This is a genomic window from Ilyobacter polytropus DSM 2926 (assembly GCF_000165505.1).
In the GTDB taxonomy this organism is placed as follows: domain Bacteria; phylum Fusobacteriota; class Fusobacteriia; order Fusobacteriales; family Fusobacteriaceae; genus Ilyobacter; species Ilyobacter polytropus.
This window is the reverse complement of sequence record NC_014632.1, coordinates 1,690,308-1,715,502: the sequence shown is the minus strand read 5'-3', so window position 1 is coordinate 1,715,502 and position 25,195 is coordinate 1,690,308. Positions and strand designations below refer to the sequence as shown.

Annotated in this window: 25 protein-coding genes; 13 read left to right on the top strand and 12 right to left on the bottom strand. The window is 34.7% G+C overall.

What is annotated here, in order from left to right:
- Window positions 1-97: 97 nt before the first annotated feature.
- Together ILYOP_RS08045 and sstT are read left to right on the top strand one after the other, a co-directional pair.
- On the top strand, window positions 98-787 hold the full coding sequence (locus ILYOP_RS08045; protein WP_013388042.1) for a DUF554 domain-containing protein: 690 nt from the start codon (window positions 98-100) through the stop codon (window positions 785-787).
- 364 nt (window positions 788-1,151) lie between these two features.
- On the top strand, window positions 1,152-2,390 hold the full coding sequence (gene sstT / locus ILYOP_RS08040) for a serine/threonine transporter SstT (protein WP_013388041.1): 1,239 nt from the start codon (window positions 1,152-1,154) through the stop codon (window positions 2,388-2,390).
- 97 nt (window positions 2,391-2,487) lie between these two features.
- Here the strand turns inward: sstT and ILYOP_RS08035 are convergent, their stop codons facing one another.
- From ILYOP_RS08035 to ILYOP_RS07985, 11 genes are all read right to left on the bottom strand, one after another.
- Window positions 2,488-2,979: a GDSL-type esterase/lipase family protein gene (locus tag ILYOP_RS08035; RefSeq protein ID WP_013388040.1), complete on the bottom strand. Its 492-nt coding sequence runs from the start codon at window positions 2,977-2,979 to the stop codon at window positions 2,488-2,490.
- Window positions 2,980-3,022: 43 nt separating this feature from the next.
- Window positions 3,023-4,717, bottom strand: coding sequence for an FAD-dependent oxidoreductase (locus ILYOP_RS08030; protein WP_013388039.1), 1,695 nt, complete (start codon window positions 4,715-4,717; stop codon window positions 3,023-3,025).
- A gap of 33 nt (window positions 4,718-4,750) precedes the next feature.
- Window positions 4,751-5,266 (bottom strand): cob(I)yrinic acid a,c-diamide adenosyltransferase, encoded by a 516-nt coding sequence (locus ILYOP_RS08025; protein ID WP_013388038.1) that lies wholly within the window; start codon window positions 5,264-5,266, stop codon window positions 4,751-4,753.
- A 48-nt stretch (window positions 5,267-5,314) separates the two neighbouring features.
- A complete protein-coding gene (locus tag ILYOP_RS08020) occupies window positions 5,315-5,521 on the bottom strand; it encodes a DUF1858 domain-containing protein (RefSeq protein ID WP_013388037.1) in 207 nt (68 codons plus the stop codon).
- Between the two features lie 11 nt (window positions 5,522-5,532).
- A complete protein-coding gene (locus tag ILYOP_RS08015; RefSeq protein ID WP_013388036.1) occupies window positions 5,533-6,393 on the bottom strand; it encodes an ATP-binding protein in 861 nt (286 codons plus the stop codon).
- The gene (locus ILYOP_RS08010) at window positions 6,390-7,247 is read right to left on the bottom strand and encodes an ATP-binding protein (RefSeq protein WP_013388035.1); all 858 of its coding nucleotides are present in this window, start codon (window positions 7,245-7,247) and stop codon (window positions 6,390-6,392) included. The genes ILYOP_RS08015 and ILYOP_RS08010 overlap by 4 nt, the downstream gene beginning before the upstream one ends.
- Window positions 7,248-7,249: 2 nt before the next feature.
- On the bottom strand, window positions 7,250-7,624 hold the full coding sequence (locus ILYOP_RS08005; RefSeq protein WP_013388034.1) for a NifB/NifX family molybdenum-iron cluster-binding protein: 375 nt from the start codon (window positions 7,622-7,624) through the stop codon (window positions 7,250-7,252).
- 67 nt (window positions 7,625-7,691) lie between these two features.
- Window positions 7,692-7,925: a DUF5320 domain-containing protein gene (locus tag ILYOP_RS08000; protein WP_013388033.1), complete on the bottom strand. Its 234-nt coding sequence runs from the start codon at window positions 7,923-7,925 to the stop codon at window positions 7,692-7,694.
- An 84-nt stretch (window positions 7,926-8,009) separates the two neighbouring features.
- Window positions 8,010-9,203: an iron-sulfur cluster carrier protein MrpORP gene (locus ILYOP_RS07995; RefSeq protein WP_013388032.1), complete on the bottom strand. Its 1,194-nt coding sequence runs from the start codon at window positions 9,201-9,203 to the stop codon at window positions 8,010-8,012.
- A gap of 2 nt (window positions 9,204-9,205) precedes the next feature.
- The gene (locus ILYOP_RS07990; RefSeq protein ID WP_013388031.1) at window positions 9,206-9,514 is read right to left on the bottom strand and encodes a DUF134 domain-containing protein; all 309 of its coding nucleotides are present in this window, start codon (window positions 9,512-9,514) and stop codon (window positions 9,206-9,208) included.
- Window positions 9,515-9,712: 198 nt separating this feature from the next.
- Window positions 9,713-10,405, bottom strand: a complete 693-nt coding sequence (locus tag ILYOP_RS07985) for a response regulator transcription factor (RefSeq protein WP_013388030.1) — start codon at window positions 10,403-10,405, stop codon at window positions 9,713-9,715.
- A 130-nt stretch (window positions 10,406-10,535) separates the two neighbouring features.
- On the opposite strand from ILYOP_RS07985, the gene ILYOP_RS07980 reads away from it, so the two are divergent.
- Window positions 10,536-12,758: an ATP-binding protein gene (locus ILYOP_RS07980; protein WP_013388029.1), complete on the top strand. Its 2,223-nt coding sequence runs from the start codon at window positions 10,536-10,538 to the stop codon at window positions 12,756-12,758.
- Between the two features lie 166 nt (window positions 12,759-12,924).
- Here the strand turns inward: ILYOP_RS07980 and ILYOP_RS07975 are convergent, their stop codons facing one another.
- The gene (locus tag ILYOP_RS07975; RefSeq protein ID WP_013388028.1) at window positions 12,925-14,235 is read right to left on the bottom strand and encodes a CitMHS family transporter; all 1,311 of its coding nucleotides are present in this window, start codon (window positions 14,233-14,235) and stop codon (window positions 12,925-12,927) included.
- 355 nt (window positions 14,236-14,590) lie between these two features.
- On the opposite strand from ILYOP_RS07975, the gene ILYOP_RS07970 reads away from it, so the two are divergent.
- From ILYOP_RS07970 to ILYOP_RS07930, 10 genes are all read left to right on the top strand, one after another.
- The gene (locus tag ILYOP_RS07970; RefSeq protein WP_013388027.1) at window positions 14,591-16,030 is read left to right on the top strand and encodes a flavocytochrome c; all 1,440 of its coding nucleotides are present in this window, start codon (window positions 14,591-14,593) and stop codon (window positions 16,028-16,030) included.
- 168 nt (window positions 16,031-16,198) lie between these two features.
- On the top strand, window positions 16,199-16,705 hold the full coding sequence (locus tag ILYOP_RS07965; RefSeq protein WP_013388026.1) for a 4Fe-4S binding protein: 507 nt from the start codon (window positions 16,199-16,201) through the stop codon (window positions 16,703-16,705).
- A gap of 46 nt (window positions 16,706-16,751) precedes the next feature.
- On the top strand, window positions 16,752-17,087 hold the full coding sequence (locus ILYOP_RS07960) for a hypothetical protein (RefSeq protein ID WP_222838852.1): 336 nt from the start codon (window positions 16,752-16,754) through the stop codon (window positions 17,085-17,087).
- Window positions 17,054-17,215 (top strand): hypothetical protein, encoded by a 162-nt coding sequence (locus ILYOP_RS15985; protein ID WP_222838851.1) that lies wholly within the window; start codon window positions 17,054-17,056, stop codon window positions 17,213-17,215. The genes ILYOP_RS07960 and ILYOP_RS15985 overlap by 34 nt, the downstream gene beginning before the upstream one ends.
- A 1-nt stretch (window position 17,216) precedes the next feature.
- Window positions 17,217-17,747 (top strand): permease, encoded by a 531-nt coding sequence (locus tag ILYOP_RS07955; protein WP_013388025.1) that lies wholly within the window; start codon window positions 17,217-17,219, stop codon window positions 17,745-17,747.
- Window positions 17,748-18,019: 272 nt separating this feature from the next.
- Window positions 18,020-19,498: a potassium/proton antiporter gene (locus ILYOP_RS07950; RefSeq protein ID WP_013388024.1), complete on the top strand. Its 1,479-nt coding sequence runs from the start codon at window positions 18,020-18,022 to the stop codon at window positions 19,496-19,498.
- A gap of 153 nt (window positions 19,499-19,651) precedes the next feature.
- Window positions 19,652-21,364, top strand: a complete 1,713-nt coding sequence (locus ILYOP_RS07945; protein ID WP_013388023.1) for a flavocytochrome c — start codon at window positions 19,652-19,654, stop codon at window positions 21,362-21,364.
- A gap of 360 nt (window positions 21,365-21,724) precedes the next feature.
- The gene (locus tag ILYOP_RS07940) at window positions 21,725-23,266 is read left to right on the top strand and encodes a sodium:solute symporter family protein (protein ID WP_013388022.1); all 1,542 of its coding nucleotides are present in this window, start codon (window positions 21,725-21,727) and stop codon (window positions 23,264-23,266) included.
- A gap of 136 nt (window positions 23,267-23,402) precedes the next feature.
- Window positions 23,403-24,428, top strand: coding sequence for a LacI family DNA-binding transcriptional regulator (locus ILYOP_RS07935; RefSeq protein ID WP_049774858.1), 1,026 nt, complete (start codon window positions 23,403-23,405; stop codon window positions 24,426-24,428).
- A gap of 82 nt (window positions 24,429-24,510) precedes the next feature.
- Entirely contained in the window at window positions 24,511-25,188 is a 678-nt protein-coding gene (locus ILYOP_RS07930; protein ID WP_013388020.1) for a YczE/YyaS/YitT family protein, read from the top strand.
- The last annotated feature ends 7 nt before the right edge of the window (window positions 25,189-25,195 follow it).

The window sequence follows — 25,195 nt, the reverse complement described above, 5'->3', positions numbered from 1 at the left end:
CTCAGTAGATTTGTATGCATACATTATGAACTTATCATTTACAAAACTAAAAAGAACTGTTAGACTTGCCTAAAGTCATATTCTAGAAGGTGAAACAATGATATTAAACGGTGTGCTTGCAAACTCTGCAGCAGTTGGTTTGGGGTCTTTGCTGGGAGTTTTCTTCAAAAACAGATTCAATAAAAAAATAATAGATACTGTCATGAACGGCATGGGCCTATGTGTGCTCTATGTGGGAATATCAGGCTCTTTAAAAGGAAAAAACATACTGGTAGTTATAGCTGCAATAGCCATCGGAGGAATCATTGGAGAGATAATTGATATAGACGACAAGCTCAGAAAACTAGGTGTTACAATAGAGGCAAAATTCAGTTCAGGTAAGGATAAAAAGGAGTCTTTGGTAGACGGATTTCTAAATTCTACCATGGTAGTCTGTGTGGGAGCAATGGCAATAGTTGGATCTCTTCAGAGTGGACTTATAGGGGATCATGAGGTGCTTTATGCAAAAGCATTTATAGATCTCTTTGTGGTTCTTGCAATGTCTGCAACCATGGGAATAGGTGTGTTTTTCTCAGCATTTATGATTTTATTTTATGAGGGAGCCATAGTACTCTTTGCAGGAACTATTTCACCTTTCTTATCAGCAGTAGTTATAGATGAGATAACATGTGCAGGATCTCTTGTGATTATGGCCATCGGGCTCAACATTTTGGGAATCACAAAAATAAAAGTTGCCAATTTAAGTCTGGCTCCATTTATACCGATATTGATATATTTATTTATATAGTATCTGATTAAAAATTATATCCAAGATCACTAATTTAAAATTTATTTAGACAGACAGGGTTAATCCTCTGTCTGTTTTTTGATTTTAGATTAAAAATAAATTAACAACAATTTTTTTATAGAGTGAAAGTACCATTTTTTTGTGACAAGAAATACAAAAAGGTACATATGTTTAATATCAGGACTTCAAAACGAATTTAATACATTTTTTTCTTTAAAAATAATTAAATATGTGTTAAAATTTAATTCTGAAATAAAATAAATATATTAAAGAAGTAGGTATTCAACTTATAACAGATTTAAAAATATTTTTAAAACCTATTTTTATCAAAGAAAAAAATTGTGTAATTATAATGGAGGATAAGATGAAAAATTTATTTAACAAATGGAATCAATTGAGTTTGGTTAAAAGAATTATAGCAGGTTTAGTGGTTGGAACACTGTTGGCAATTACAGTTCCTGATCTGGCCCAACCGGTATCAATATTTGGATCATTATTTGTAGGAGCCTTAAAATCAGTTGCACCGATTTTAGTATTTTTTCTTGTTATGTCGGCAATATCCCAGCATGAAAAAGGTCAAAAGACAAATATGAAGTCTGTTGTCACTTTATATCTTGTGGGAACATTTGCAGCAGGACTTGTTGCTGTTGTTGGAAGTTTTATGTTTCCCGTTGCTATTAAATTGGGTGCTGGTGCCGGAAACAGTGTAACACCTCCTGCTGGTGTTGTAGAAGTTTTAAAATCACTGCTTCTAAATGTCGTAGACAATCCAATACATGCTTTAGCTAGTGCAAACTATATAGGTATTTTATCATGGGCAGTATTACTAGGAGTTGCACTTAAAAATGCTCCTTTAACAACTAAAACAATGATTTCTAATTTTTCAGATGCCTTGTCACAGGTTGTAAAATGGGTTATTAACTTAGCACCTCTTGGAATTATGGGACTGGTATTTTCTACAGTTTCGGAAAATGGAATAGGTTCTATGGTAGACTATGGACGTCTTTTAGGGCTGCTTCTTGGATGTATGTTCTTTATGGCTCTTGTTGTAAATCCTCTGATTGCATTCTTTATGATTCGTCAGAATCCTTACCCACTTGTTATAAAATGTCTGAAACAAAGTGGAATTACAGCTTTTTTTACTAGAAGTTCAGCTGCAAATATTCCTGTAAATATGGAATTGTGTGAAGAGCTGGGACTAGAAAAAGATATCTATTCTGTTTCCATTCCTTTGGGAGCTACTATTAATATGGCTGGAGCTGCCATTACAATATCGGTACTGACTCTAGCTGCAGTTAATACACTTGGTATACAGGTGGATATGGGTACAGCGTTGATCCTCAGTATACTTTCAGCTGTAAGTGCTTGTGGAGCATCTGGTGTAGCAGGTGGATCACTGCTTCTTATCCCATTAGCATGTAGTTTATTTGGAATTCAAAATGAAGTTGCAATGCAGGTGGTGGCTGTAGGTTTTGTTATAGGGGTTATCCAGGATTCAGTTGAAACAGGTCTGAACTCATCTACAGATGTACTTTTCACAGCTGTGGCTGAGATGTCAGAATGGAGAAAACAAGGAAAAAAAATCGCTATTAAAAAAGCATAAAATAGTCAAATAAAAATCCCCCGAAAAACTCGGGGGATTTTTATTTATGGTGAATTTCGCATATAACTATAGTTTTATGAATTTAGAAAAATCTAATTTATATTAATTTTATTATTTCACGGTTTAATATTTCATACCCCTTTGGGGAAAGGTGGATTCCGTCTATAGAGTATTCGCTCTTTAAATTGAGTTTTTCATCACAAAATAAATAATGTAAATCGATAAAATTAAAATTATTTATTTTAGCATTTTCTTCGATAATTCTATTTAACTTTCTTACCTTCATATTTATTTTTGACCTATCTTCTATGGGAAGTATTGACAGAACAATAATTTTTTTAAAGTGCTGCCTTAAAGTATGGAATATTTTTCCATAATATTCGGAACTCTTTTTCAAAGAAAATCCCTTTAGTATATCGTTAATCCCCACTTTAAGTATTACTTTTTTACAATTAAATTCAGATATTCCGTTTATTCTAGAGGTAATATCCATTGTGGTGTTTCCATAGACTCCTAGGTTGATAACTTTGTCATGTTTGAAAGGGTTTAGCTCTGTTATGCTGTCTCCCAATAAAATTGTAGTTTTCAACTTCTTCTCCTTAAATGATCCTTGTTTATTTTTAAATTTCGGATTATAAAAAATTATAATCTGTTACTATAGGCTCTCTTCCTGTTGTCTTATCGTTAAAATATTCGTAGAATGATATTCCCATAAATCCCCCAGAGATATTGAATACATTATTAAAGCCTAGATTTTGAAGGGCTAAAACTGCATTATATGATCTCTGACCAGATCTACAATGCAGATAAACAGGTTGATCTTTTGGTATCTCATCTACTCTTTTTCTTAACTCAGACAGAGGTATATTTTTTACACTCTTTATATGACTTGTATCATACTCTTTCTTTTCTCTCACATCGATTATATATTTTTTAGTTTCAACAAGTTCTCTAACCTTTTGAGCGGGCACCTGTCTGAAAGAACCGTGAAGTAGGTTAGAAGCCACATATCCGGCAAAGTTTACAACATCTTTGGCCGTACCAAAAGGTGGAGCATAACAAAGTTCAAGGTCCCTTAGATTTTCAATGGTAGCCCCAAACTTTATTGCAGTAGCTATAACATCTATCCTTTTATCTACGTTTCCTCTACCGATTGCTTGGGCACCTAATATTTTTCCTGTTGGTTTTTCAAATAAGAGTTTAAAGTGAACTTCTTCAGAATCAGGCATAAGTCCAACTTTGTCCTTAGGAATTATTTTTACAGAATCATATTCAATCTTCATATCTTTTAATAGATGTTCATTTAATCCTGTTGCTGCAGCGCCGTAATTAAAGACTTTTATTACAGAAGACCCTATATATCCTGTATTGTTGATACATCTGCTATGAATGTGGTCTGCCACTGAACGTGCCTGTTTTTGGGCAGGACCAGCAAGAGGGAGTTTAAAATAGTCCTGCATAAGTGGATTGTAGACCTCTATAGCATCCCCTACAGCATAGATATCAGGATCGATTGTCATAAAGTTTGGATCCACCTTCATAGCTCCGGTCTTTCCTATCTCAAGTCCTGAATTTACAGCTAGGTCTGTTTCAGGATTTACCCCTATAGCCAGCACAACCACTTCTGAATCCAGTTTTTTCCCAGACTCCAGTATTACCTTGTTTTCATCAAAAGAACTTACCCTGTCCCCTACGATTAGATCTATTCCGTGATCCACGATCTCCTTATTCAAAATCTGAACCATATCATAATCAAACTGCTTTAATATCTGAGGCATAGCCTCTACAAGAGAGACATTATAACCTGCTTCCACAAGGTTTTCAGCACACTCAACCCCTATAAATCCTCCACCGATTACGGTTATTCTAGTAGGGTTTACATCGTTGATAAAAAGATTTAATTTTTTTATATCCACAACATTTCTAATGGTAAAAGTATTTACTTTTTCTATCCCAGGTATAGATGGCACGATGGGCTTGGCACCTGGGGATAATATTAGCTTATCATATGACTCCCTATATGTCTTTCCACTCGTAATATCTAAAACTTCCACCTCTTTATTTGCCCGGTCTATCTTTAAAACTTCGTTATTGACTCTCGCCTCGATATTATACTGGGATGCAAATTTTTGAGGCGACATTAGGATCAGAGATTCGGCCTGTTTTACAGTTCCGCTCAGATGATATGGAAGGCAGCAATTTGAAAAAGACACATTGGGTCCCTTTTCAAATATGATTATCTGGCTTTCTTCATTCAATCTTCTCAGTCTAGCAGCAGCTGAGGCACCTCCTGCCACTCCACCGACAACTAAATATTTTTTGCCCATTAAAAACCACTCCTTAAATTTAGTAATGTAATTTTATCTTTCTATCCCGTCTCTGGCCATGACTCCCTGCTCATAATAGTGTTTAATCTCTTTCATTTCTGTTACGAGATCAGCCTGCTCTATTACCTTTTCAGGTGCGTACCTTCCAGTAAGAACCAGTTCTGTTTCTAAGGGTTTAACTTTCATAAGATGAAGAATCTCTTCCTCTGTTATGAGATTAAAATACGTAGATACACATATTTCGTCGAGTATCACAAGATCATACTTTTTACTGAGGATGATCTCTAAAACCCTTTTATAACCTTCTTTTGCTTTTTTAATATCTAGTTCACTTACATCGTCACGGGACATGAGGCATTCTTCAGTCCCAAATCGTTCCACTAAAACACCAAGTTTTTCTAGGGTGTTTAGTTCACCATATCTCTGACCCTTCATAAACTGACCCACATAGACTTTTAGGTCGTTTCCCAACGCCCTCAGAATAAGGCCGAGACTGGCAGTCGTTTTACCCTTGCCGTTTCCAGTATAGACTTGTATATAACCTCTCATTTATACCTCCCATATAGATTTTCATAAATCATGAGCTTTATTTCAACTTCACTTTTCCAGATATACTATGATTTCCTCTATAATTTCTTCGGTGGGGAGTCTAGAACTTTCTAAAGCTTCTCTAAGATTAACCTTTTCAGAAAAAAAACACTCATTGCAGTGCATTCCATGTTTTTTTAATATTTCGATAAGAGATGGATATTTTTTTAAAATCTCCTGAATATTCATTTCTAAAATTATTTTTTTATTTAACATAGCCATCACACCTATTCACTTTTAAGTTTTTCTATGAATTCAAAAAAACCAAGTTTTTCAAAGAAATCTTTTTCTGCAACAGAAGGTATTCTTTTCTGAGTTATAGCTTCTACCACTTTCTTTTGAAAAGGAATCTTTAAGGCCACATCAATTCCCATCTCTTCACAATATTTTTCTATTTTTTTTGAATGAGATATAGAGAGGTCATACTTATTAATAACCACGTATATTTTCAATCGGAATTTTTTTGTAAGCTCATAGACCCTTTTTAGATCGTGTATTCCAGAAGAAGTTGCCTCGGTAACTATAATCACTTTTTTAGCCCCTGTTATTGAGCTTATGACATTGCACGCAATTCCTGGTGACCCGTCGATTAAGATAGTTTTTTTATTAGTTTCTTCAGCTATTTTCTTTGCAGTTTTTCTCACTTCGGCTACAAGTTTTCCAGACGCATCTTCTCCTGGTATTAGTTTTGCATGTACCATGTCTCCAAAGGAGGTTTCTGAAACAGATAACTTACCTATCACTGTATCTTTCATTGTAATTGCAGATGCAGGGCATATATATTCGCAGAGTCCGCAGCCCTCACATTTTCCGGCATTTATATCAATATTAGATGAGATAGAGCTATACTTGCATAACTCATAGCATTTTTTACACATAATGCACTTACTCTTATCCAAAAAAGCCTTCTGCAGACCGACAAAGTTCTTTTGAGATTTTTCATTACTTTCAAAAAGTATATTTAGATCCGGTGCATCTACATCACAGTCTGCTATCACAGTATCTTCAAAATAAGGGATAAGAGATGCAGTAAGAGTAGTCTTGCCTGTACCACCTTTTCCTGAAATTACTACTATTTCATTTATCATTGCCCTCCCTCCTGAACGGGTTCCAATATTGTTTTTATATTTTCAAATAAGTTTATAAAGAGTTCTTTATAACTTTGCATATTTTTACTAAAAACAACTCCGTGGGCATAAAATTCAGCGATTTCTCTGCTATAAGGTATATTTTCAAGAACTTTTATATTTTCATCGTTACAGTACTCGTAGATTTCATTATTTCCAAGTCCGGCTTTGTTTACAACCACACCAAAGGGGATTTTCATCTCTTTTAGCATCTCAACAACCATTTTCATATCACTAACACCAAAGGGCGTAGGCTCTGATACGATAACTGCATAATCTACATCTTCCACAGCTGCTACCGTGGCACACGAAGTCCCAGGAGGAGAATCTATAAAAACTATGGGATCATTTTCTACAGATTTTTTTAACTTTTCTATTATTCTTACTCCTGACATCTCCCCAATATTTAGTTCTCCGTATTTCATATGAATAGAGGAGTCAGAGTTGTTTCTATATATTTTACCAATCTCTCTTTTTTCATACTGTATCGCATTTGTAGGACATACGATCTCACAACCTCCGCAGTTATGGCATATCTCTTTGAAAATAAGTACTTTGTCTTTTGCAGGAAGAATAGCGTTATATCTGCAAAAATCCCCACATTTTCCACAGAGATTGCATTTTTCCATATCAACTATTGGATATTCTGTTTTAATGCTGTATTCCTGATTAAATTTAAAATTAAAGAAGATATGTAAGTTTGGTTCTTCTACATCAGTATCTATTAAAGTGCAACCCGGGATATTAACAGCTAGATTTGAGGTTACAGTAGTTTTTCCTGTTCCACCTTTTCCGCTAAGTACAGCTATTTTCATTGTTATGCCCTTCTTAGTCCAGAATGTTCTCTTACAGAGGCAGATTCAAACTCTATTAATTTTCCCTCTTTATAAGCTTTTACTGCCTCTTCCACTGTTTTAAGGCTGTCTTTTTTATATGCTTTTATTTTGAAGGCTTCCACTGCTGTCACTGCTTTTGGTCCAAGCTCAGGAGCTACAATTATTTCTACTCCCTCATTTGAAAGTAATTTTACAGCCTTTCCACCTGCACCATTAGATTCATTTTTTGCAGTATTTTCTATGCTTTTCACCTCTGTATTTTCTGAATCCACTATTACAAAATATTCTGCTCTTCCAAACATGTTGTCGATTTCTGCTTTTAAACCTTCACCCTTAGACGCTACGGCTATTTTCATTATATATTCCTCCTTTGGAATCATTTTTAATTTAATTTTTAATAAATAAATTTAAAGTCATGGTAGACTAATCTAGCTCAGATATGAGATTTTCCAGATCTTCTAATCTATTTTTAAAGTATTCTTTTTTATCTTCTAAAAATTCTCTTCTGTCCTTTCTGCTTCTTGCAGAATATCCAAATCCTTCTCTGCAGAAAAATCTGTCTTCTCTGTTTCTGACACATCTTCCAAATTGATTTTCATTTTCTAAAGAGCTAAGCTTGCTAAAACCTCTGTTAAATCTTGATCTTCTTCCAAACATAATAAACCTCCTATTTGCAAATAATATTATTTGATTATCCAATATTATCATTATAATAAAAACCGGAAATCCGGTTTTTATTAATTAGTGACTACAGCTGTGTTCCTCATCGTGGTCATGGCTGCAAGCAGAACCCTTTGAATACAGTTCTCCTCCAGTAAATTCTTTTAAGTTATTATCAATTTTTCCAGATGCCCCGAGAATGACATCTATATTTTGAGCTGTGAAAAGGTCTATGGCCCTTTGTCCCATTCCTCCTGTTATTATAGTGTTAATATTGAGCTCACCAAGGAATTTTGGAAGTAGTCCAGGCTCGTGTGGAGGTGCATCTACAAATTCTTTGGTTAGAATTTCTTCTCCTTTTACAGTATAAATTGCAAATTGTTTACAGTGTCCAAAATGAGACTCTACAGTTTCACCGTCGTTTGTAGGAAAAGCTATTTTCAGATTATTCATAATTTTTTCCTCTCCTTTTGTTTTATTTATAATATCTGTTATTACCGAATTAAGAGCACTAAAGGCCACACCCTCTCTTTGGGAGAAAATATAAGGTTTTCCCTGATCTCCAGCTTCTACCATTTCAGCAGTCATAGGTATCTTACCTAAGAAGTTGACATTCATCTCATTAGCTGCCTTTTCTCCTCCACCGTTTTTAAAGATGTCTATTCTTTGGTTGCAGTGAGGACATACAAAACCACTCATATTTTCGATTATTCCCAGTACAGGCATATTTACCATTTCTGAAAACTTTACAGATTTTCTCGAGTCTAAGATGGCGACATCCTGAGGAGTTGTGACAATTACACTTCCGTCAACTTTTCCAAGGCTCTGAGCTATAGTAAGTGGTTCGTCCCCTGTACCAGGCGGAAGATCCACTACGAGGTAATCAAGGTCTCCCCAGTCTACATCTCCCAAAAGCTGTTTGATAGCACCTATTTTGGCCGGTCCTCTCCAAACAATTGGGTTGTTGGAGTTTTCCAAATAAAAACTAAGGGAAACCACCTTTAAATTTTCACTTAACTCTAAAGGTTTCTCCAAAGAGGGGAGTTTTGTTCCTTCTACCCATAGCATAAGAGGTATGTTGGGACCGTGAAGGTCTGCATCCAAAATCCCTACTTTATTTCCAGCTAAAGAGAGACCATAGGCTATATTGGTTGACATAGTTGATTTTCCTACCCCACCCTTACCACTCATTACAACTATTTTATGTTTGATCCGATCCATGTTATCCTTTATTCTTATTTCTTGTTCATCTAGATTGCTGCTTTGACAACTCATAATTAAACTTCCTCCTCATTTTCAGTATCAATATAATTATTTTTAATATTTATTGCCTTATTATTTAACAATGCATCGACGATTTTTTTTCTCCCTGACTGGAGAAGCCTCTGGACAGTGGCTCTTGAGACACCCATAATTTCACTGGCCTCTATCTGGTTTTTGTTCTCGTAGTCACATATCCGAATAGCCTCAAATTCATCTAGATTGATGTTTACTATCTCTAATTCTCTCATTTTAATTCCGTTAGGTTTAAAGGTTTTTTCTCCATCTAGTATTCGGCAGCATCTCTTTTTTCTAAAACGTGGCATAAAACCTCCTCCTAAATTCATTTTGTGCATATGCACATTTAAAATCTACTCCTTTTTTTTTATTTTGTCAACAAAAAGATTATTTTAAATTTCAGAATAAAAAAAATCCCTCATCAAAGAAGGATTTATTGAGATATATAAAGGGTGCCGATACTCACAAATAATTTTTTGTTGAGGGAGTGATATATTTGATTTTTTTTAAACTGTGAACTTGTACCCGATTCCCCAGGCAGTTTTAAGATATTTTGGTTTCTGAGGGTTATCTTCGATTTTTTTTCTCAGATTGAGGATGTAAACTCTGACAGAATTATTGTCGATAAAAACGTCGTTCCAGATCTTTTCATAGAGCTGGTCCTTGGTGAATATTATATTTGGATTTTCCATAAAAAATTTCATGATTTTAATCTCTTTTGCAGATAGAAAAATTTCTTTACCATTTTTAAAAAGCTGGTAAGTATCAAGGTTTAAAATAAAAGGTTCTTTCACCAGTTTTTTTGAAGACAGTTGGAGTTCTTTTACACGATCTCCCCTTCTAAGGTGTGCCTTGACACGGGCAATTAAAACAGAGACACTAAATGGTTTTGTGATATAATCATCAGCACCCATTCCAAAGGCCAAAATTTTATCATAGTCCTGCTGTTTTCCAGTCAGAAAAATTATAGGGGTATCTATCTTCTCTACCTGGATATTCCTCATAAGTTGGAATCCGTCGGTATCTTCTAGCATTATATCTAAGATTATCAGGTCAAAGGTCTTAGATATTAGAAGAGACTGAGCTTCTTTTCCTGTTGTTGCAACAGTAGTGCTTATATTTTCAGGTTCGAGTACTTCTTTTATTAGGTTGCATATTTTAATGTCATCATCGACGATCAATATTTCATGACTTTTCAAATTGAGGAACCTCCTTCTAAAATTTAAGGACAGAGTAACGGCTAAATATGGTAATATATTAAATGTATACAGTTATAATAAATTATTTTTATTTATTATAACATTTTATAGGGATAAAGGAGGATCTTTTTTGAAAAAAAATAGTCTGAAAACATTTTCATTTGCGATCATATTTTTCATTATCTTAATAGTGGGAAATATAAGCTATAGGGGATTTTTAAATTATCAGAACACTATAATGACTCAGCAGATAGAGCATCTTTTGACCTCCTCTAAATCTATAGGGAAAAGTCTGGAACTATATGTGGATGAAAAAGAAAAAAGCTTGAAAGATATGACTATAAATCTTGGACGTTATTTAGAAAAAACGGATAAGGAATTTATAAATGATGAAATTTTAAAAACTCTGGAAGTCTTTTATCACACACAAGGAAAGGAGGTGTCGGAGTTATTTTATGTGAGTTTAGATAAAAAAAATACTTTGAGTTATCCCAAGATAGATTCTCTTGTAAATTATGAAATTTTATATAATGAACTGGATTACATAAGAAAAAATAAAAAATCTTATGTGGGGACGCCTTATCTAGATAGCAGTGATGGTTTCTCTTTTAATATGGCTGAACCGGTTGTTGTAAAGGGTAATATCATCGGAGTTATTTTTGGAAGAATAAAATTGGAAAATATGCATGAACTTCTAGTTAGGCCTGTAAAAGCCGGGAAACATGGATATGCAGTTGTCACTGACATTGATGGTAACATTTTAATGCATCCTGTGAAATCGCATATAGGGGGACACGTCGTTAAATTCAGAGAAAAAAAATATCCAGATCTCGATCTAGAGGAGCTTAAAGGGCTTTTGATTAAGCGGAAAACAGAAGAGGAAGGATCTTATATATATAACTCCTATTGGTGGCCTCAAGAAAATCTAGAGAGAGTCAGGAAAATCAATGTTTTTTCACGGGTACAAATAGGAACCGAATTTTGGGTTGTCTCAATAATAATATCTTATGACGATATAAAGGAGCCTATAGAAAACTATCTTTACAGCAGTATTATCATTGCGTCTGTGATCATACTCATATTTTCATGGGTTGTTTTTTTGACTATGAGAATGATAAAGAATAAAGAAGCCTATGAACTGGAGACAAACTACCTAAGAGAGATTAATAAATCTACAGAGGAACTGAGAAAAAAAGATGCCGAACTGCATCACAGAAGAAAGCTAGAAACTATAGGTACCATGACCGGAGGAATAGCTCATGAATTTAATAATGTGCTGACACCTATCATGGGATATTCAGAATTGATTTTGAGAACTTTAGATCCAAATATTAAAAGTTATGATTATGCTAAAAACATATATGAATCCTCAGAGAGAGCCCAGGAAATCATAGATCAGATAAGGCTGTTTAGCGGGGATAAAAATATAAAGATAAAATACAAAGTAATTTCTATCAATAAAGTTTTAAGGGACGCTTTGAGATTCTCAGAATCTTTATTTCCTACAGATATAAAAATAATAAAAGATATAAAAAAAGAGGAATGGTATCTCTATGCAAACGAGACACAAATCCATCAGGTGGTATTGAATCTCTGCACCAATGCCTGTAATGCTATGAGGGGTCGAGATGACGGTGTCATAAAAATCAGCACGGATAGAGTAAAATATCAAGAGGATGAAGTACTTCAGAGGACCGAACTTATAAAAAGAGACTATGTGAAAATATCCTTTGAGGACAATGGATGCGGAATGGATGAAGATACAGTTGAAAAAATATTTGATCCTTTTTTTACAAAGAAACTTTCAGAAAAAAGTAGTGGTCTGGGTCTTTCTATTGTTCAGGGAATAGTGATTAAACATGGAGGAACAATAAATGTATTTAGTGAAATAGGGAAAGGCAGCAGATTTGATGTCTACCTTCCAATAAGCACTAACAAAATATCAGACCCTGATAAAAATGTGGAAAATGAAGATATACTGGGAAATGAGAGTATATTAATTATAGACGATGACAAATATGTAGCAGAAATGCTTAAAAGTGGCTTGTGTGATTTAGGCTATCAGACTGCAGTCATAACGGAAGGAAGTGAAATTTTAAAAAGATTTGATTATATAAAAAATAACTTCAAAGTTGTGATTACTGACCTTGCAATGCCTGAAATAAACGGGATACAGCTTTCTAAGAAAGTAAAGATGAGTAAGCCAGAGGTCAAGGTTATTTTGATGACGGCTTATTCAGATGAACCTTTAGAGGAGTATATGCAGGAGGGTGTAATAGATGACTATCTGATGAAACCTGTTAGCGCTAGCAAGTTAAGTAGAAGTATAAGAGGAGTGATGGATAATATTTAAATAAATCAAAAGATCCGAGGTTTATATCCTCGGATCTTTCTAAAATTATATCACTTAAAAAATTTTTTGAAATATATAATTCTTTGGATTTGTTGATCTCATTACCTAAAATATAAGCTATAACATCGTGAGGGAAGGAATCAAAAACTTATACAGTAATTTTTGATTAAAGACCAATCATACCAATCATTACAGCAAAGACAAGCATAACCATTCCTGTAGCCCATAACCATCCAAAAGAATACTTTAAGTGGTCTTTTAATTCAATGTCAGCAAGCCCTATACCTAAAAATGTGGCTGGAACCAGTGGACTTATAAATAAAGCTAAATTTTTTCCTATCATCATTGCTACAGCCATAGTAAGACCTGTAATTTGATAGTTTTTTCCTACCTCTATTGCAAGCGGCATAAGACCGTAGAAATAAGAATCTGTCCCAAGCATTGTTCCAAGTGGTAAAGCAACAGTACCTAATAAAATATGCAAATGACTTGCTAATGCTGAAGGTATTATTACAAGTAATGGCTTTGTCATAGCTTCTAGCATTCCGCTTTTTCCAAGAACTCCAACCATTATACCGGCAGAAAGCATAACTGCAGATACATCTAGAGCTGCAGGAGCGTGAGCTTTAACACGTCTTTTCTGTTCTTTTGGATCAGGATAGTTAACTATAAGTGCAACACAACAACCGATCATAAATACAAAGTAAGTAGGGAATATATCTATAAGAAGTAAGGCCAGTACACCTGCTGTCAATGCAAAGTTAAAGAAAAGAAGCTTAGGTCTTTTAAGGTTTTCCTTGTCATCTTTTTTCTCTACTTCATCAACTGCGACTTCTTCTGAATGTGTTATTACACCAGCTCCGTGGTACTTAACTTCTCTCATTGCAGCAAGAACAGCTATTGCGATAGTAGTTACAATTCCTAGTATTTGAACTGGAATCATAACATGCCATAACTTATTGGGGTCCATACCTAAAACAGTTGAAGCTCTAGCTACAGGACCTCCCCAAGGAAGAAGATTCATTACGCCCATTCCAGCACCTACAATTAAAAGTAGAAGCTGAGGACGAATGTTTAATTTTCTATATAGAGGAAGGAAAGCAGGAACCGTAACCAGTACAGTAGTAACAGTAGCTCCGTCCAAGTGTGAGAAAATTGCCACTAGAGCAGTAACAACCGCTATACTAACTACATTGGTACCAGCTTTTGCAACTAGTTTATCAACTACAGCATCAAACATACCAGCGTCAGACATAAGCCCAAAGAATGTAACTGAAAAAATAAACAATACAGCCATTGGACTGGTTTTAGTTATCCCTTTTTGAATAAACTCCACGACCTCGGGAACTGAAAATCCAGCTATAAAAGCAGCTATTACAGGTACGGTAATGAAAACAACTAATGGAATGGTTTTCCCTTTAAACAAAAGAAACATCATTACAAACAACATTAAAAATCCTACTACAGCAAGTAACATAAAAACCTCCTATTTTTTTTAATTAATCTTAAATTATAAATTTAAACTTAACTTTCCTAACAGCACAATACAATTTGACCTCTTCAAATATGCTCTCTCATAATATTTTGTAAGCTTTTTTTGATATAAATTTATTGTTTTTTATAAAAGTTTTTAATGCCTCCCCCTCCTTTATGTTGAGCTATTATAATTATTTAAATCTTATTGTTCTTATGTGAGTCTCAATGTTCTTTTATTAAGCTCATTATGAACTATGAAAATAAAAATGTCGTTTTGTAGTTATTAAAATTTCTTTACAATTACAGATTGATGCTTTAACATTTAATAATATTAAGAAATTTAGGAGGAAATTATTATGACTGGTAAGGCTCATATTTTTGAGGGAAATATTGAAAGATGGGATGAAACAATAGATGTAATAGTTGTAGGTAGTGGTTTCGCTGGGCTTACAGCTGCAATAGAGGCACACAACAGCGGAGCTTCTACCTTGGTTTTGGAAAAAATGAATGCAGCAGGAGGAAACTCTATTATCAGTGACGGTGGAATTGCAGCACCTGGGACCGAGCTTCAGAAAAAGTACGGTTTTGTAGATAGTCCCGATATGATGTATGAGGATATGATGAAAGCAGGTCTTGGGATAAATTACCCTGAACTAGTGAGAGTGGTTGTAGACAATGCCCGTGACGTCTTTCAGTGGTCAGTTGATTATCTAGAAGTAGAGTATCTTGACAGAATAGATATTTTCGGAGGACATTCGGTGCATCGTTGTTATACAGCAAAAAATATCACAGGGGCCACAATTATAAAAAAACAGATGGAAAAGATAAGCGAACTGGGGATTGAAGTAAGATTTAAGTCCTACTTGAAAAATCTAGTTGTGGACTCAAATGAAAGGGTCTGCGGTGTGGTAGTTAGAGAAGATTATGATTATAAAGATCCTGAAAAGGGTAAGGACAGATATATAAAGGCAGAAAAAGGAGTTATTTTGGCTACTGGAGGCTTTGGAGCTGATGTGGACTTCAGGTCCTCTCAGGATCCTAGGCTCACAGGAAAAATAGGTACCACTAATAAGCCTTTTGCAACATCGGAAGTTATTAAGGAGTCTATAAATATAGGGGCTATGCCGGTTCAGCTGTCACACATCCAGCTAGGACCATGGGCATCTCCTGATGAGGCAGGCTACGGAGTAGGACCTATGTTTTCAGAATATATAGTATTTCAGTACGGAGTTATTGTAGATCCTGCTATTGGAAAACGATTTGTAAATGAACTTGCAGACCGAAAGACTCTCTCAGACAAACTGCTCTCTATAGGACATCCTTGTATCGGTATCGCCGACTCAAAAGCTGTGAGAGAGGCTGGGTGGAACATAGATTCTGGCTTAAAGAGAAAAGTGGTTAGAAAGTTTGATAGTTTAGAAGAAGTGGCGAATTTTTATGGAATATCAGCAAAAGAGATAAAAGAAACGATAGACAGATTTAATGAAAATTTTAAAGAGGGTGTGGACAGGGATTTCGGTAAACCCCTTATTGAAAACTCCTCTCCAATTTGTGAGGCACCTTATTATGCCATGAGGTTGTGGCCTAAGGTTCATTTTACCATGGGGGGAATAAGGATAGATGCTGATGCCCGGGTGATAAGTATAGAGGGTGATGTAATCAAAGGATTATATGCAGCAGGAGAAGTTACAGGAGGAGTCCACGGAGCGTCTAGACTAGGAAGTTGTGCCATTACTGAATGTATGGTATTTGGAAAAATTGCCGGGAAAAATATAGTGAATCAAATTAAAATCTAGATAATTATTTGAAACATTCAGTCAAAACATGTTTTTATTTAAAATTTTAAAATAGTAGCCTAAAAAATTGACTTTGAGAAAAAATCGATGTATTATATAAGTAAATTATAATATAATTATTTTATAACAAGCTTATATATAATTTTTTAAAATCATGGAGGTGACTGGGTGTTTTCAAAGCAATTGATTAAATCATCCAAAAAGAAAAAGAATTTTTATGAAAATTATACCTGGATAATATTTTTACTTATGTGGATACTGCCAATTTTTGATATAAGATTTGGTATTTTAGGACTTGTTTCCATGTCTATGGCGGTAATCTTATCGATATTCAGCAAGGGAAAACCTCACTGTGCTTATTTTTGTCCTAGAGGTGGAGGTCTTCAGAAAATTTTGACTAGGTTTAGTATGGGGTACAAAACACCGAAATTTATAACAAACAAGATCACCAGGTACGGCTTTACCTTACTTTTGACTGTGAAAGTGGTTTCTGGTATTGTAAAATCCCAGAATATATATCAGCTGGGATCTGCCATGTATATGGGTTTTGTAGCCACTAGTATATTGGCCATTACAATGGGGATACTTATGAAACCAAGAGTTTACTGTGGGGAGCTATGTCATGCAGGGAACATTGCCGGACTTATAAATCAGATAAAGACGAAAAATAAATAATTGTTTGTGAACCTATCTAATATATAACTTAAAGGCGGTGAAATCTTTGAATTTAGCTTTATATGGTGTAACTTTGTTTCTTTTAACTCTTTCATATTTTAAAGATAAAAATAAGACTAAAAAATCTCTAAAAAAAGCGTTGAAGTCTTTTGAAAATATACTTCCTCAATTTTTAGGAGTAATAGTTCTTGTAGGAGTACTTTTGGCAGTTTTTAACCCTGAAACAATATCAAAGGTTATAGGTAATCAGTCAGGATGGATTGGAGTTTTAGTCTCTGGAATAATAGGATCGGTAACTTTGATACCTTTCCCACAGCCTCTATACTGTTGGAAAACGGAGCAGGCTATATGCAGGTTGCAGCCTTTATATCCACCCTCATGATGGTAGGTCTTGTGACCCTTCCTGTGGAGGTTGAATATTTTGGTAAACGTCTGGCAATTTTTAGAAATTTAATGGCCTTTATTTTTTCCTTTGTTGTGGCTTTTATAATAGGAATAGTGGTGGTGTAAAATGAAACTTATTAAAAGATATAAATTTTTTACCATTACACTTTTGATTTTGACTGCATTATTCTTTGTGAATCATGAAATGGGAGTAAAAGCCGTGGGAATAACCGTTTATTCCCTGAAGGAGATGGTCCTTGTAATCCCTCCTGTATTTATATTGCTTGGACTTTTGGATAACTGGGTTCCAAAGGAAACTATGGTTAAATACATGGGTGAAGATTCAGGAATAAAAGGAGTTGTACTGGCTTTATTTATAGGGTCTGCAGCGGCAGGACCCTTATACGGGGCTTTCCCTGTGGCGGCGGTATTCATGAAAAAAGGGGTTAAATTCAGCAACGTAATAGTATTCTTAGGGGCCTGGTCCACTACCAAAATACCTATGTTTTTGTTTGAAATGGCATCTTTAGGATCTAAATTTGCCTTTAGCAGGTTGGTAATAGATATTTTTGGTATAATAATAATGGCCAGGATAGTTTCAAATCTGATACCTAAGGATGAGATAAAAAAGATATATATAAATGCAGAAAATTTATAGTAAGAGTAGTAAATTTTCTTCTTTAAGCTAAGATAAGATCTGGTCTCAATGTCTAGATCTTTTTTTTGAGTTTTGTTCGATATAAATTGATATTTTTCGACATTAGAAATACAATCATCTGAAAAAAATTGCAATAATATTCTTTGAGTATTATTATAGAGGCAAAGAAGTCAAAGATTTTTTGAAAGAAGTGTGGATAAAGTAAAGTTATTAATATGGCTCTATAAATAAAAAAATGCCATTTTAGTTTCAGTCTGAGGAGAGTTGTGACCATGGAAAAAGTTTGTATAATTTTAGCCGCTTTAATATTTTCTAGTATCTATTCCCTGAAACTTTCTAAGAAGTTTAATATCCCCACCTTGATAATATATCTAGGAGTGGGGATGCTTGCAGGCTCAGAAGGTTTTGGGGGAATAGAATTTGACAATGCAGGACTAGCCCAGTTTATTGGGAATCTGGCACTTTGTATTATTCTTTTTTCAGGAGCCTATAATACAGATATAAAAGAGGTGTCAGCAGTAAAAAAAGAGGGTCTGGCTCTTGCTTTTGCAGGAGTATTTTTCAATACCGTTTTAGTAGCTGTGCCCATATATTTTTTTACTCCCTTTGACTTTTTTGGTGCACTTCTTTTTGGGGCGATAGTTTCTTCTACAGATGCCTCTGCAGTGATGTCGATACTGTCATTTGGTGGGCTCAATATCAAAGACAAGGTAAGAGGGATATTGAAACTTGAGTCAGGAACCAATGACCCCATGGCCAACGTCATTATAATTCTTCTTATAAATATAATAAAATTAGGAAACATAGGTATTATTCAAGGTTTGGTATTTCTATCCCTTCAGATACTGGTGGGAGCCGTGGCGGGATTTATTTTTTCTAAGCTAACAGTTAAATTTATCAATAAATTTGAAATAAAAATGCAGGAACTCCATCAGCTGATTATACTTGGGTCGATACTTTTTACCTATGGATTTACAAATATCTTAAAGGGAAACGGTTTTATGGCCATCTATATTTTAGGAATAACTCTTGGAAATACTAGATTGAGTTACAAGAGGAATATGGGGCGTTTTTTCGGGTCCCTTTCATGGATGGTAGAAGTAGGGATGTTCGTCATGTTAGGGATTTTGGTTTTCCCAAGTAGATTTTTAGCCATATGGAAGCTAGGCTTAGCAGTGTCATTGGTGCTTATATTTCTGGCCAGACCCCTAAGTGTTTTTATAACTCTTTCTAAAAGCGGACTTGATAAGAGAGAAAAACTTTTTATAGCCTGGGGAGGCCTTAAAGGTGCGGTTCCCATAGTTTTTGCAACCTTTCCCCTGGTAGAGGGGATAGTTAATGCAGAACTCATATTCAATTTAGTTTTTTTCGTGGTTCTTCTTTCTGTGATTTTTCAGGGGATGACCCTTCCCTTTGCTTCTAGTTATCTGGGATTAAAAGAGACTAAAAGTAAAGTTTTTGAAAAGGGTGATTTAGAAAACTTAGAGTATTTTGAGGAAAGTCTTGTTAAGGTAAAAGTAAGAAATGAAGGAGAAGTGGCAGAAAAGAAAATTAGTGAAATCGGACTGCCTAAGGACATTCTTCTCATCCTCATAAACAGAAAAGGAAAGCATATACTTCCTAAGGGAGATACCGTAATAGAAACAGGGGATGAGCTCTATATTCTAGGAGAAAGCTCAGAGGAAATCGAAAACTATATCACCAAGGCACTAGAAACCATAAATTCTACAGATGAAAAACAACAGGCTTAATCTATAAATAGATTGAAAACTTTAAAATTTAAATTACCGGTGCAAACTTTTTAAATTTTAAAACAAAAATGTTTGATATAAATTGACAAAGTTTGTAAAAAAATATATAATGGCCTTCAAAATAATACGTAATCGTACTTTTGGAGGTAGAAGTTGAAGAAATTAAATGATGGAAAGTTTTATGGAAGTGGAATAGGATATGGCGGAGATATAAAATTATCTCTAGATATAAAAGATGGGAAAATTTCTAAAATTGATTTTTTAGAGCACAACGAAACTCCGGTGATCTCAGATCCGGCCTTTGACAACGTGCCCAGTAAAATCATAGAAAAAAACTCCATACTGGTACCAAATGTATCAGGGTGTTCTGTGAGCTCAAGAGGAATAAGAGAAGCTGTTAAAAATGCCCTGGTTGAAGCTGGTGGAGATATAGAAACTCTAGAAAATGAGATCCTACAGTCGGAAAATCTAGAGAAGATAGCAGTGGGTAAAAATATACTAAAGGAAAAAGAAGAATTTGATGTGGTAATAGTAGGAGCAGGAGGAGCTGGACTTGCTGCCTCTATATCTGCTGCCAAAAAGGGAGCTAGTGTAGTAGTCCTTGAAAAAACAGCGGCAGTCGGAGGAAACACTCTAGTGTCTATGGGTGGAGTCAATATACCTGGAAATGCTGCTCAGAGGCTAAAAAAGTTAAATGATTCACATGAAATCTACTTTAATGATGCCCTTACTGGAGGAGACGGAGAGAATAATCAGGAACTTTTAAAGATATTGAGTGAAAATGCTTTACCTACCTATGAATGGCTAAAAGAAGAGGTAGGCGTAAAATTTAAGGAAGGGGAACTTATACATTTTGGAGGACACAGTGTTCCTAGAGCTGCAGTTTTCAAGGGGAAATATGCAGTAGAGCTTATCACAAAATTAAAAAAGAAAGCCTTATCTCTAGGAGTTGACATAAGAACAGGTGTCAAGGCCGAGAAGTTTATAGTAAAAGATTCTAGAGTAGAGGGAATAACTGCCAGTATAGGGGGATCTAAGGTAAACTTCATGGGAAGTAAAGGAGTCATAATGACAACTGGTGGATTCTCTGGAAATATAGAGATGAGGAAAAAATATAATCCTGAATTAGATGAAAGATACAAGACTACAAATCAGAGTGGAATAACCGGAGACGGTCATGTTATGTGTGAAGAAGTACAGGCTGGATTTGTGCACATGGACTATATTCAGACCTTCCCAATCTCAAATCCAAGGACAGGAGCCCTTTCTCATGTGGGCGGATCTAGATTTGACGGAGCCATCCTTATAAATAAACAGGGTAAAAGATTTGTAGAGGAGCTTGAAAGAAGAGATGTAGTTTCTAATGGGATTCTTTCTCAGGAAGGCGGAGTAGCTTACCTTCTCTGGGGACAGGAGATAGAAAAAGTTGCCAACAGAACCCAGTCTTGCAAAACAGAGGTGGCTGCCCTAAAAAGAGAAAACCTTTTCTGCCAGGGAGACTTGAAAGAGTGTGGTGATTTTATGGGCATAGATACAGAAGCTATAGTGGAAACTTTAGAAAGATACAATGGTTTTGTCGCTTCAGGAAAGGATGAAGAGTTTTCTAGAAGAGGAGACCTTCTTCCGATACAAGAGGGACCTTATTATATACAGGCCGTGGCTCCGGCAGTACACCACACAATGGGTGGAGTTACAGTTGATGACAAGAACCATGTCATGGATATAGAGAAAAGGCCAATTCCGGGACTATTTGCAGCAGGTGAGATAGTAGGAGGAATACACGGAACCAACAGACTCGGGGGAAATGCCATTACAGACATACTTGTATTCGGAAAAAGAGCCGGAGAGAATATAATGAATGATTAAATGAAAAATTGAAAAGGATAATTAAATTTATCCTTTTCAATTATTCTGGGTATAGGGAAGATATTTCCCTGTACCTTTTTTATTTGTTTTGAAAATGTCCAAAAATTTGATACTAAAACTCATCAAAATAACATAAGTTAAATAGGATCAATGATTAATCAAAAAATCATATAAAAAATAAATTGACAGACCCTGCTTTATCAACTATAATAGCTGAAATTAAAAAATATTTAAAAATATGAAGAAATGCAGAGTTCATTATTTTCATTAAAAAGCCTTAGGGGGGGCATGATATATATTTTTTTACAGATTTATGCATACGTATGCATAAATGTTGACTAAATTTACAGGGGGGATTTTATGATTTCAAAGATTGACTCGGCAATTATTATTATTTACATTTTAGGTTTACTTGTAATTGGGTGGTTTTTAGGGAAGGAAAATAAGGATCAGGAGGACTACTTTTTAGCTGGAAGATCTATGCCTTGGTTACCAATAGGACTTTCAGTAGCAGCTACAATGATCAGTGCAAACAGTTTCGTAGGAGCTCCAGGGTGGGCCTATAACGCAGGGATAGCTCCATTTATGGTAAACATAGGTGTACCTCTAGCTATATTTTTTGTGGTATATACTACTATACCAGTTTTATATCATCTCAAACTAACATCGATTTATGAGTACGTTGAAAAAAGATTGGGGATAAGTTCTAGAATGCTTACAGTAATAGGATTTCTTGTCAATTCTATAATTCAAATTAGCTCTATGGTTTTTGTTCCAGCTTTGATTTTGCAGAGAATCACAGGTTGGGATCTAAAACTTATAGTTCCAATTGTTGTGTTGTCTTCGATAATCTACACCCTTCTTGGTGGAATAAAAGCCGTTATCTGGACAGATGCTGTACAGATGGTTATTATGTGGTGTGGACTTATTTTCTCGATAGGACTGATTTTAAAGGGAATTGGTATGGGATTCTTTGAAACAATTGCTGTGGCAAAAGAATCAGGGAAGCTGGCAGCACTTGATTTCTCATTGGATATCTCCAAGACAAATGCATTCTGGGCGTCACTTTTTGGAGGAACTATCATGTGGATTCGTTACTTTGGATTTGATCAGGGGCAGGTACAGAGGATACTTACAGCAAAATCTATAAGAGGTGTAAAAAATTCATTTATGGTAAGTGCCTTTATTATGAACATCTTATACTTTTTATTTTTAACTATAGGAATTCTGTTGTTTGTATTTTATAAGGGGAAAGAATTTACAAGTTCAAATGATATAATGATAGACTTTATAGTAAATCATCTTCCAGTTGGGGTTGTAGGTCTTGTAATTGCAGGGGCTTTTGCAGCGGCCATGTCTAGTATTGACTCATTGCTAAACTCCATGTCAACAGTATTTGTAAAAGATATCTATGAAAGATTTTTTTCAAAAGATCATCAGGAAGCTTCTCTTAAAATGTCTATGACTGTGTCGGCAGTATGGGGAGTTGTAATAATAATATTTACGCTTCTTGGATTTTCTGGAACGACAAAATCAGTTCTTGAGACGGTAGGTAGTTATATTTCCTATATATCGGGACCTATGTGTGGGGCATTTTTCCTTGCTTTGTTTACCACAAAGGCAAATGACAAAGGGGTAACAGGAGGAGTAGTCTTAGGATTTTTTATCACATTAATGTTTGGAAAGTACGCAGGGGCAAGCTGGATATGGAAGCCAGCAGTGGGACTGGTATCAACATACAGTGTAGGATATCTATTGAGCCTGATTCTGCCTTCATCAAAAACTGAAGAAGAGATCAAAGAATACACCGTACTCGGCCTTAGAAAAAAACTTTTAGATAGCGGTCTTGTAGAAGAAGACGGCGTATCAATAGTACCACTTAAAATGGATAAATATACATGAACTTTGTTGATTTTCTTTTTATCCCAATACATTTTCTTGATGATAATAAACCTTTAAGATAAAATAACAGTAGGTCATTTCAAAGAGATTAACAACTAATTATCTTATAATTTGAATGATCTTAAGGGGATGTATAATGATGAAAGATCCAGGTAAAAGAATTTCTTCAAAAGATGTTGCAAAACTAGCAGGAGTTTCTCAGTCTACAGTTTCGAGAGTATTCAGTGAAAATTCCAATTTGATCTCAAAGGAGACAAGAAACAAGGTAACAAAAGCAGCCAATGAACTAGGCTACAGACCAAGCTTGATAGCTAGGTCATTAAAGGAAAAATCCACTAAAATAATTGGTATAGAGATAAATGATTTTAAAAACTCATATTATATGAAGGCCCTTGGAATGTTTGCTGAAACATTCCAGGAGAGGGGCTATAATTTGATGATTTTCAATGTGGAAGAATCTGAGAATATGGAAAATAAGTTAAAGAAGGCTCTAGAATATCAAGTTGCCGGGTTAATAATCACAAATGCAATTTTGAGTGATGAATATTTAGAGTGGTGCACAAGATATCAAATACCTATTTTCATGTTTAACAGAATCAACCATGAGGAGCACAAACTGAGTTCTATAGTTTGTGACAATTATCTGGGCGGCAAAAAAATAGCGGAACTTCTCTATGAAAATGGTTTAAAAAAAATAGCTTATATTTCAGGAAATGAGAATTCTTCAACCAACAAGGGAAGAGAGGCAGGATTTTCAGATTTTTTAAAAATTAAAAATATGAGTTATACCAAAATCCAGGGAGAATTTAGTTATGAATCGGGATTTCAGTCAGCAGAAAAACTGATTAATTCCCATAAAAATATTGACAGTATATTTTGTGCATCAGACTCAATAGCACTTGGAGTGATTGATTATATAAAAAATAAAACTTCTATCAGAATTCCTGAAGATATTTCAGTTGTGGGTTTTGATGATATTGATGAGGCAGGGAATATCAATTATAATTTGACTACGTACAAACAACCTATTAGGGAGTTGGTGGACTATACTGTTAAAGAGATGGTAGATAGAATAGAGAAAAAAACAGAAAAAATGGTTAATATTAAACTAGAGGGAGAGTTATTAATAAGAAATTCTTGTAAAATCCTGAATAAGAATTGAGCATCTCTGTAACTTAGAGCAGTAGTTTTCCTTTATAAAAGTGTATATATTTTTATAAAGGTATTTAGGTGGAAGGAAATATATGGAGTGTTTTGAAAAAATTAAACTTCTTAATAAAAAATCTATATTAAAAAGAATATTGATATATATAATTGGTGTTTTTATATTTGCTTTAGGAGTAGCCTTTTCTATAAAATCAAATTTAGGTGTGTCTCCTGTAAGTTCTGTTTCTTTTGTGCTGAGCTTAATAACAAAAGGATCCGTAGGTTTTATAAGTATTGTTTTTTTTATAGGGCTTATAATGTTTCAATGGATCATACTTAGAAAAGATTTTAAAATAAGAAACTTATCCCAATTAATATTTGCTATAGTATTTGGAACTTTTGTAGATATGTCTATATTCATGATATCAACTATTTCTAAGGGAAGCTTGGTAATGCAGTTTTTTCATCTTGCCCTGGGAACCTTTTTAATATCTCTTGGTATATATCTGATGATCAAGACAAATATCACAATCAGTCCCGGTGACGGATTTGTAACTGCCCTTGCAATAAAAAGTGGATTTAAATTTACTAAACTTAAGGTAAGCTTTGATCTGTTTTGTACATTTGTTTCGGTGCTATTATCCTTTGTATTTCTAAAGGGGGTATATGGTGTTGGGATAGGTACGGTTTTATGCGCTTTGGGAGTTGGGACTACCATGGATTTGATAGATAAATTTATTGGTGAGAGATTAATAATTTATCTTGAGGAAAATTAATCTTAAA

Coding starts and splice junctions, on each gene's coding strand:
- ILYOP_RS08045 (WP_013388042.1), top strand. CDS start 98: ATGATATTAAACGGTGTGCTTGCAAACTCTGCAGCAGTTGGTTTGGGG.
- sstT (WP_013388041.1), top strand. CDS start 1,152: ATGAAAAATTTATTTAACAAATGGAATCAATTGAGTTTGGTTAAAAGA.
- ILYOP_RS08030 (WP_013388039.1), bottom strand. CDS start 4,717: ATGGGCAAAAAATATTTAGTTGTCGGTGGAGTGGCAGGAGGTGCCTCA.
- ILYOP_RS08025 (WP_013388038.1), bottom strand. CDS start 5,266: ATGAGAGGTTATATACAAGTCTATACTGGAAACGGCAAGGGTAAAACG.
- ILYOP_RS08020 (WP_013388037.1), bottom strand. CDS start 5,521: ATGTTAAATAAAAAAATAATTTTAGAAATGAATATTCAGGAGATTTTA.
- ILYOP_RS08015 (WP_013388036.1), bottom strand. CDS start 6,393: ATGATAAATGAAATAGTAGTAATTTCAGGAAAAGGTGGTACAGGCAAG.
- ILYOP_RS08010 (WP_013388035.1), bottom strand. CDS start 7,247: ATGAAAATAGCTGTACTTAGCGGAAAAGGTGGAACAGGAAAAACTACT.
- ILYOP_RS08005 (WP_013388034.1), bottom strand. CDS start 7,624: ATGAAAATAGCCGTAGCGTCTAAGGGTGAAGGTTTAAAAGCAGAAATC.
- ILYOP_RS08000 (WP_013388033.1), bottom strand. CDS start 7,925: ATGTTTGGAAGAAGATCAAGATTTAACAGAGGTTTTAGCAAGCTTAGC.
- ILYOP_RS07995 (WP_013388032.1), bottom strand. CDS start 9,203: ATGAGTTGTCAAAGCAGCAATCTAGATGAACAAGAAATAAGAATAAAG.
- ILYOP_RS07990 (WP_013388031.1), bottom strand. CDS start 9,514: ATGCCACGTTTTAGAAAAAAGAGATGCTGCCGAATACTAGATGGAGAA.
- ILYOP_RS07975 (WP_013388028.1), bottom strand. CDS start 14,235: ATGTTACTTGCTGTAGTAGGATTTTTAATGTTGTTTGTAATGATGTTT.
- ILYOP_RS07970 (WP_013388027.1), top strand. CDS start 14,591: ATGACTGGTAAGGCTCATATTTTTGAGGGAAATATTGAAAGATGGGAT.
- ILYOP_RS15985 (WP_222838851.1), top strand. CDS start 17,054: ATGCAGGTTGCAGCCTTTATATCCACCCTCATGATGGTAGGTCTTGTG.
- ILYOP_RS07955 (WP_013388025.1), top strand. CDS start 17,217: ATGAAACTTATTAAAAGATATAAATTTTTTACCATTACACTTTTGATT.
- ILYOP_RS07950 (WP_013388024.1), top strand. CDS start 18,020: ATGGAAAAAGTTTGTATAATTTTAGCCGCTTTAATATTTTCTAGTATC.
- ILYOP_RS07940 (WP_013388022.1), top strand. CDS start 21,725: ATGATTTCAAAGATTGACTCGGCAATTATTATTATTTACATTTTAGGT.
- ILYOP_RS07935 (WP_049774858.1), top strand. CDS start 23,403: ATGATGAAAGATCCAGGTAAAAGAATTTCTTCAAAAGATGTTGCAAAA.
- ILYOP_RS07930 (WP_013388020.1), top strand. CDS start 24,511: ATGGAGTGTTTTGAAAAAATTAAACTTCTTAATAAAAAATCTATATTA.